The organism is Pseudoalteromonas sp. SR43-2 (genome assembly GCF_014163885.1).
Taxonomy (GTDB): Bacteria; Pseudomonadota; Gammaproteobacteria; order Enterobacterales; family Alteromonadaceae; genus Pseudoalteromonas; species Pseudoalteromonas distincta.
On record NZ_JACJED010000007.1, the window covers coordinates 172,876 to 180,590 of the forward strand.

Annotated in this window: 5 protein-coding genes; all 5 read left to right on the plus strand. The window is 42.7% G+C overall.

The features are described 5' to 3' along the window. Positions 1-72 precede the first annotated feature (72 nt). A complete protein-coding gene (gene rpoC / locus H5120_RS08575; RefSeq protein WP_149594507.1) occupies positions 73-4,248 on the plus strand; it encodes a DNA-directed RNA polymerase subunit beta' in 4,176 nt (1,391 codons plus the stop codon). Between the two features lie 195 nt (positions 4,249-4,443). Next, complete coding sequence (gene rpsL, locus H5120_RS08580; RefSeq protein WP_002958885.1) at positions 4,444-4,818, plus strand: 30S ribosomal protein S12; 375 nt, start codon at positions 4,444-4,446, stop codon at positions 4,816-4,818. Positions 4,819-4,915: 97 nt separating this feature from the next. Next, the gene (gene rpsG / locus H5120_RS08585; RefSeq protein ID WP_010555004.1) at positions 4,916-5,386 is read left to right on the plus strand and encodes a 30S ribosomal protein S7; all 471 of its coding nucleotides are present in this window, start codon (positions 4,916-4,918) and stop codon (positions 5,384-5,386) included. A 27-nt stretch (positions 5,387-5,413) separates the two neighbouring features. After that, entirely contained in the window at positions 5,414-7,528 is a 2,115-nt protein-coding gene (gene fusA / locus H5120_RS08590; RefSeq protein ID WP_182671905.1) for an elongation factor G, read from the plus strand. A 62-nt stretch (positions 7,529-7,590) separates the two neighbouring features. Next, a partial coding sequence (locus tag H5120_RS08595) for a GTP-binding protein (protein ID WP_033023824.1) occupies positions 7,591-7,715 on the plus strand: 125 nt, incomplete at its 3' end.

The window sequence follows — 7,715 nt, forward strand, 5'->3', positions numbered from 1 at the left end:
TCTGTTACGGCTGAATAGAATGTAGGGACGAGACTATCCGTCCTCAAGATTAACTCCGACAGGAGAGCTAAGGTGAAAGACTTACTTAAGTTTCTGAAGCAACAAAATAAGACCGAAGAATTCGATGCAATTCGCATTGGTCTTGCTTCACCAGACATGGTTCGTTCATGGTCATACGGTGAAGTAAAGAAACCTGAGACTATTAACTACCGTACTTTCAAGCCTGAGCGCGACGGCTTATTCTGTGCCCGTATTTTCGGCCCAGTGAAAGATTATGAGTGTTTATGTGGTAAATATAAACGCCTTAAACACCGTGGTGTGATCTGTGAAAAGTGTGGCGTTGAAGTAACACTCACTAAGGTGCGACGCGATCGTATGGGTCATATCGACCTTGCGAGCCCAGTTGCACATATATGGTTTTTAAAATCATTACCGTCACGTATCGGCTTAATGCTAGATATGACGCTTCGTGATATTGAACGTGTTCTTTACTTCGAATCATTCGTAGTAACTGAGCCTGGTATGACAACGCTTGAGCGCGGTCAACTATTAGGTGAAGAAGAATACTTAGATTCACTAGAAGAGCACGGTGATGAGTTTGAAGCGAAGATGGGTGCTGAAGCAGTTTTAGACTTGCTTCGTGAACTCGATCTTGCTCAATTAATTGCTGAAATGCGTGAAGAGTTACCAACAATTAACTCTGAAACTAAGCGTAAAAAGATCACTAAACGTCTTAAGTTAATGGAATCGTTCCACCAATCAGGTAATAACCCTGAGTGGATGATCATGACAGTACTTCCAGTATTGCCACCAGATCTACGCCCATTAGTACCATTAGACGGTGGTCGTTTTGCGACATCTGATCTAAATGACCTTTACCGTCGTGTTATTAACCGTAACAACCGTCTTAAGCGTCTACTAGATTTAGCAGCACCAGACATTATTGTACGCAACGAAAAACGTATGTTACAAGAAGCGGTAGATGCGCTACTTGATAACGGTCGTCGTGGTCGTGCAATTACAGGTTCTAACAAACGTCCTCTTAAATCACTTGCTGATATGATCAAGGGTAAGCAAGGTCGTTTCCGTCAGAATCTACTTGGTAAGCGTGTAGATTATTCAGGCCGTTCTGTTATCACAGTAGGTCCTACACTTAAGCTTCACCAATGTGGTCTTCCTAAGAAGATGGCACTAGAGCTATTTAAACCATTCATCTATGGCAAATTAGAGCGTCGCGGCATGGCTACGACAATCAAAGCAGCTAAAAAGATGGTTGAACGTGAAGTTCCGGAAGTATGGGATGTACTTGACGAAGTAATTCGTGAACATCCAGTATTACTTAACCGTGCACCAACACTTCACCGTTTGGGTATCCAAGCGTTTGAGCCTGTGCTTATCGAAGGTAAAGCGATTCATTTGCATCCATTAGTATGTGCGGCTTACAACGCCGATTTCGATGGTGACCAAATGGCGGTACACGTACCGTTAACAATCGAAGCGCAGCTTGAAGCTCGTGCATTGATGATGTCAACAAACAACATTCTATCTCCTGCGAATGGTGAGCCAATCATCGTTCCTTCACAGGATGTTGTATTGGGTCTTTATTACATGACTCGTGACCGCATTAACGCTAAAGGCGAAGGCGCGATATTTAAAGATCCAAAAGAAGTAGAAAAAGCATACCGTAGTGGCAATGCTGACCTTCACGCAATCGTGAAAGTACGTATTAGCCAATCAGTTAAAAACGAAGATGGTGTAGTAGAAGATACTATTACTGTAATCGATACAACTGTAGGTCGTGCAATTCTATCTCTAATTTTACCAACTGGTATGCCGTTTGCGTCAATCAACCAGCCACTAGGTAAAAAGCAGATTTCTAGCTTATTGAATGAGTGTTACCGTCGTCTAGGTCTTAAAGACACTGTTGTGTTTGCTGACCAAGTTATGTACACCGGTTTCCATTATGCAATGAAGTCAGGTGTTTCTATCGGTATTGATGACTTAGTTATCCCACCGGTTAAAGCACAAATAATTGAATCAGCTGAAGCTGAAGTTACTGAAATCAACCAACAATTCCAATCAGGTCTTGTAACGGCTGGTGAAAAGTACAATAAAGTTATCGATATCTGGTCACGTGTAAATGAAAACTTATCACGTGAAATGATGTCTAACTTATCAAAAGATACAGTTATTAATGCTAAAGGTGAAGAAGTAGAGCAACCGTCATTTAACTCAGTGTTTATGATGGCCGACTCAGGTGCTCGTGGTAGTGCTGCGCAGATTCGTCAGTTGGCGGGTATGCGTGGTCTAATGGCACGTCCAGATGGTTCAATCATCGAGACGCCAATCACAGCTAACTTCCGTGAAGGTCTAAACGTACTTCAGTACTTCATCTCAACGCATGGTGCGCGTAAAGGTCTTGCCGATACTGCACTTAAAACAGCTAACTCGGGTTACCTAACGCGTCGTCTAGTAGATGTTGCACAAGATTTGGTAATCAATGAAGATGACTGTGGTACAGAAGATGGCTTAACAATGAAACCGCTTATTGAAGGTGGTGATGTTGTAGAAGCACTTCGTGAACGTGTTTTAGGTCGTGTTGTAGCTGAAGATATTGTAATTCCAGGTACTAATACTGTACTTGTTGAGCGTAATATCATGCTTGACGAAAAACTGTGTGACCTTTTAGAAGAGCATTCAGTAGATGAAGTTCGCGTACGCTCTGTTATCACATGTGATAACGACTTTGGTGTATGTGCTAAGTGTTATGGTCGTGACCTTGCACGTGGTCATATCATCAACGCTGGTGAATCAGTCGGTGTTATCGCGGCGCAGTCAATCGGTGAGCCGGGTACACAGTTAACAATGCGTACATTCCACATCGGTGGTGCAGCATCAAGAGCGTCAGCAGAAAATAATGTACAAGTTAAAACTAACGGTACATTAAAACTGCACAACGCAAAATATGTATTAAATACAGATGGTAAGATTGTTATTACCTCACGTTCTACTGAGATCACTATCATTGATAGCTATGGTCGTGAAAAAGAGCGTTATAAAGTACCTTACGGTGCGGTATTAACAGTGCAAGACAATGCTGAAGTTCAAGGTAACGACATCGTTGCTACTTGGGACCCGCATAGTCACCCAATCGTTCTTGAGCATAAGTCAAAAGTATCGTTTAGCGACATAGATGACTCAAATACTGAAGCACAGACTGATGAACTAACAGGTTTAACCCGTGTAGTTGTTAAAGATCTTGCTAAAGTAAATACTAAAGAACCTAAGCTTATCATTGAAAGTGAAGAGCGCGGTCTGCAAGAAACACGTCTTCCTTCATTCACTACGATTGAAGTTATTGACGGCGTTACAGCAAACCCTGGTGACGTGTTAGCACGTATACCACAAGAAGGTTCGAAAACTCGTGATATCACGGGTGGTCTACCACGCGTAGCCGACTTATTTGAAGCGCGTAAACCTAAAGAGCCAGCTATCTTAGCTGAGATCACAGGTACTATTAGCTTCGGTAAAGAGACTAAAGGTAAGAAACGTTTAGTTATTACTCCAGCAGAAGGCGATCATTACGAAGAAATGATTCCTAAGTGGCGTCAACTTAACGTGTTTGAAGGTGAGCAAGTGTCTAAAGGTGAAGTTATCGCCGATGGTCCTGAATCGCCGCATGACATCTTACGCCTACGTGGTGTGACTCATGTTGCTAACTACATCGTTAACGAAGTGCAAGAGGTTTACCGTTTGCAAGGCGTTAAGATCAATGACAAGCACATTGAAACAATTATCCGTCAGATGATTCGTAAATGTACCATCATACACGGCGGTGATACTGACTTCTTAGCCGGTGAACAAATCGAAGTGGCGCGCGTTAATATCGCAAATCGTGACCTTGAAAAACAAGGTAAGATACCAGCTAAGTTTGAAATCCAGTTAATGGGTATCACAAAAGCATCACTAGCAACAGAATCTTTCATCTCTGCAGCGTCTTTCCAAGAGACAACACGTGTTCTTACAGATGCGGCAGTGAATGGTAAGAGCGATGAGCTTCGCGGTCTTAAAGAAAACGTAATTGTGGGTCGTTTGATCCCAGCCGGTACCGGTTTTGCGTATCATCAAGACCGTATGGCTCGCCGTAAACAAAGCAAAGTTGTAGTAGAAGAGCAAACAGTAAGTGCAGAAGAGGCGACTCAAGCACTTACAGACGCTCTAAATGCTGATTTGTCTGGAAATCAATAAACTGTTCTTAATCAATAGATTAAGTGATCGTAAGGCAGTTATATGCTGTCTTACGATTAGTTTAGGTTGACAGGTTAAACTTTGCTCATTAAAATTCCGCCACCCATTTACTTGTGTGCTTAATGCAGGCTCGTAAATAAAGGGCGGATTTTTTTATTTTTTTCAGTAGTAATTTTAATTTCAGGAGCTATTTAAATGGCAACTATTAACCAGCTAGTGCGTAAGCCACGCCGTAGCAAGGTTACGAAAAGTAACTCAGCTGCACTAAAAGCGTGTCCGCAAAAGCGCGGTGTATGTACTCGCGTATATACAACTACACCTAAGAAACCAAACTCGGCGTTACGTAAAGTAGCACGTGTACGTTTAACTAACGGTTTCGAAGTAACTTCATACATTGGCGGTGAAGGTCATAACCTTCAAGAGCATAGTGTAATCCTAATCCGTGGTGGTCGTGTTAAAGATTTACCAGGTGTGCGTTTTCACACTGTTCGTGGTGCACTTGACTGTGCAGGCGTTAGCGATCGTCGTCAAGCTCGTTCTAAATACGGTGCAAAACGCCCTAAAGGGTAATTGTATTCCGTTAGTAAGGCCAAGCACTAAATATTTATAATTATTGTTTTGGGTGATTGACTCGAAAGAGCAAACCTGAATATACCGGAGATACAAAATGCCTAGAAGACGCGTAATCGGTCAACGTAAAATTCTTCCAGATCCTAAGTTCGGATCGGAACTTCTTGCTAAATTCGTTAACATCGTGATGTTAGACGGCAAGAAATCTACTGCTGAAAAAATTGTTTATGGTGCGCTAGACGTGGCTGCTGAGAAATCAGGCAAGTCGCACCTAGAAATCTTTGAAACTGCACTTGATAACATCCGTCCACAGGTAGAGGTTAAATCTCGCCGTGTTGGTGGTTCAACTTATCAAGTACCAGTTGAAGTACGTCCAGTTCGTCGTAACGCATTAGGTATGCGTTGGTTAGTAGACGCTGCACGTAAGCGTGGCGAAAAATCTATGGGCTTACGTTTAGCTCAAGAAATCGTTGACGCTTCTGATAATAAAGGCACTGCGGTTAAGAAACGTGAAGACGTTCACCGTATGGCTGAAGCGAATAAAGCATTCGCTCATTACCGTTGGTAATCTGTCTTTAACCTTTAAGAGGATCATATGGCACGTACAACTCCACTTGAGCGCTATCGTAATATAGGTATTGTTGCTCACGTAGATGCAGGCAAAACCACCACAACAGAACGTGTTCTGTTCTACACAGGTCTTTCTCATAAGATCGGTGAAGTACATGATGGCGCTGCAACTATGGATTGGATGGAGCAGGAACAAGAGCGTGGTATCACAATCACTTCTGCTGCAACAACGTGTTTTTGGAAAGGGATGGACGCTCAATTTGACGCCCATCGTATCAATATTATTGATACTCCAGGACACGTAGATTTCACTATCGAAGTAGAGCGTTCTTTACGCGTACTTGATGGTGCGGTAGTTGTTCTTTGTGCTTCATCTGGTGTACAGCCGCAAACTGAGACAGTTTGGCGTCAAGCGAACAAATACGAAGTTCCGAGAATGATCTTTGTAAATAAAATGGATCGCACGGGCGCAGACTTCTTAGCAGTGGTCAGCCAGGTGAAATCTCGTCTTGGAGCAACGCCTGTTCCAATTCAGTTGCCTGTAGGCGCTGAGGACGACTTTAAAGGTGTTATTGACCTTATAAAAATGAAAGTGATTAACTGGAACGAAGCGGACCAGGGTATGACTTTCTCTTATGAGGCAATACCGGCAGAACTTCTGGAATTAGCTGAAGAATGGCGCGCTCATTTAGTTGAAAGCGCTGCTGAAGCAACAGAAGAACTAATGGATAAATACTTAGAAGGTGAAGAGTTAAGTGAAGCAGAAATTAAAAATGCTTTACGCCAACGAACATTAGCAAATGAGATTGTTCCAGTTACTTGTGGTAGCGCATTTAAAAACAAAGGCGTTCAAGCTGTGCTTGATGGTGTTGTTGAATATATGCCGTCACCAGAGCAAGTGAAACAAATCCAAGGTATCTTAGAAAATGGTACTGAGGAAGAACGTCCAGCTAATGATAAAGCGCCGTTTGCTGCACTCGCATTTAAGATTGCAACAGACCCGTTCGTTGGAACCTTGACCTTTTTCCGTGTTTACTCTGGTACTGTTAAACAGGGTGACACGGTATATAATCCAGTAAAAAGTAAGCGTGAGCGACTTGGCCGTATCGTACAGATGCATTCAAACTCTCGTGAAGAGATCAAAGAAGTTTTCGCAGGCGACATCGCGGCAGCTATTGGTCTTAAAGACGTAACAACAGGTGAAACACTGTGTGATCCGAATTCTATTATTACGCTTGAGCGTATGGAATTCCCAGAACCAGTAATCTCTATTGCGGTTGAGCCCCGCACTATAGCTGACCAAGATAAGATGGGTATCGCACTAGGTAAACTAGCTGCTGAAGATCCTTCTTTTCGCGTACAAACTGACGAAGAATCAGGCCAGGTTATAATCTCTGGCATGGGTGAACTTCACCTAGATATCATCGTCGACCGTATGAAACGTGAATTCAGTGTTGAATGTAACGTTGGTAAGCCGCAGGTCTCATACCGAGAAGCTATTCGTTCAACTGTTAAGGTTGAAGGGAAGTTTATACGTCAGTCAGGTGGTCGTGGCCAATATGGACACGTTTGGATTAAACTTGAACCGATGGATATTACGAATGATGAGTCACCAATTTACGAGTTCGTTAACGAAACCGTAGGTGGTTCAGTTCCTAAAGAATTCGTTCCTGCGGTAGACAAAGGTATCCAAGAGCAAATGTCTCAAGGTGTACTGGCAGGCTACCCATTACTTGGCGTTAAAGCGACTTTATATGATGGTTCATTCCATGATGTAGATTCGAATGAAATGGCATTTAAAATAGCAGGTTCATTGGCAATGAAAAACGGGGCGCTTGAAGCTAACCCTGTACTTTTAGAGCCAGTAATGAAGGTTGAAGTACTCACTCCTGATTCAAATATGGGTGATGTAGTTGGCGACTTAAACCGTCGCCGCGGCATAATCGAAGGCATGGAAGATGCATTAGGTGGACTTAAGCAAATTAATGCGCAAGTTCCTCTTTCTGAAATGTTTGGTTATGCAACTGCTTTACGATCTGCAACACAAGGCCGTGCCTCATACTCTATGGAGTTTGTGAAGTACGCTGAAGCCTCTAAAAATGTCGCAGATACAATAATTTCAGCTCGCGCTGTTATATAATTTTAGCTTGTCTGGCTCAATAGTGAGTCAGGCTTTAATTTCTTTATTAGGAATTTTTTAAGATGGCAAAAGAAAAGTTTGAACGCGTAAAACCGCACGTAAACGTTGGTACAATCGGCCACGTTGACCACGGTAAAACTACACTAACTGCAGCAATCACTAACGTACTTGCAAAAGTATACGGCGG

Bases quoted from the DNA above. Each gene is read 5' to 3' on its own strand.
- rpsG (WP_010555004.1), top strand. From the start codon at position 4,916: ATGCCTAGAAGACGCGTAATCGGTCAACGTAAAATTCTTCCAGATCCT.
- rpsL (WP_002958885.1), top strand. From the start codon at position 4,444: ATGGCAACTATTAACCAGCTAGTGCGTAAGCCACGCCGTAGCAAGGTT.
- fusA (WP_182671905.1), top strand. From the start codon at position 5,414: ATGGCACGTACAACTCCACTTGAGCGCTATCGTAATATAGGTATTGTT.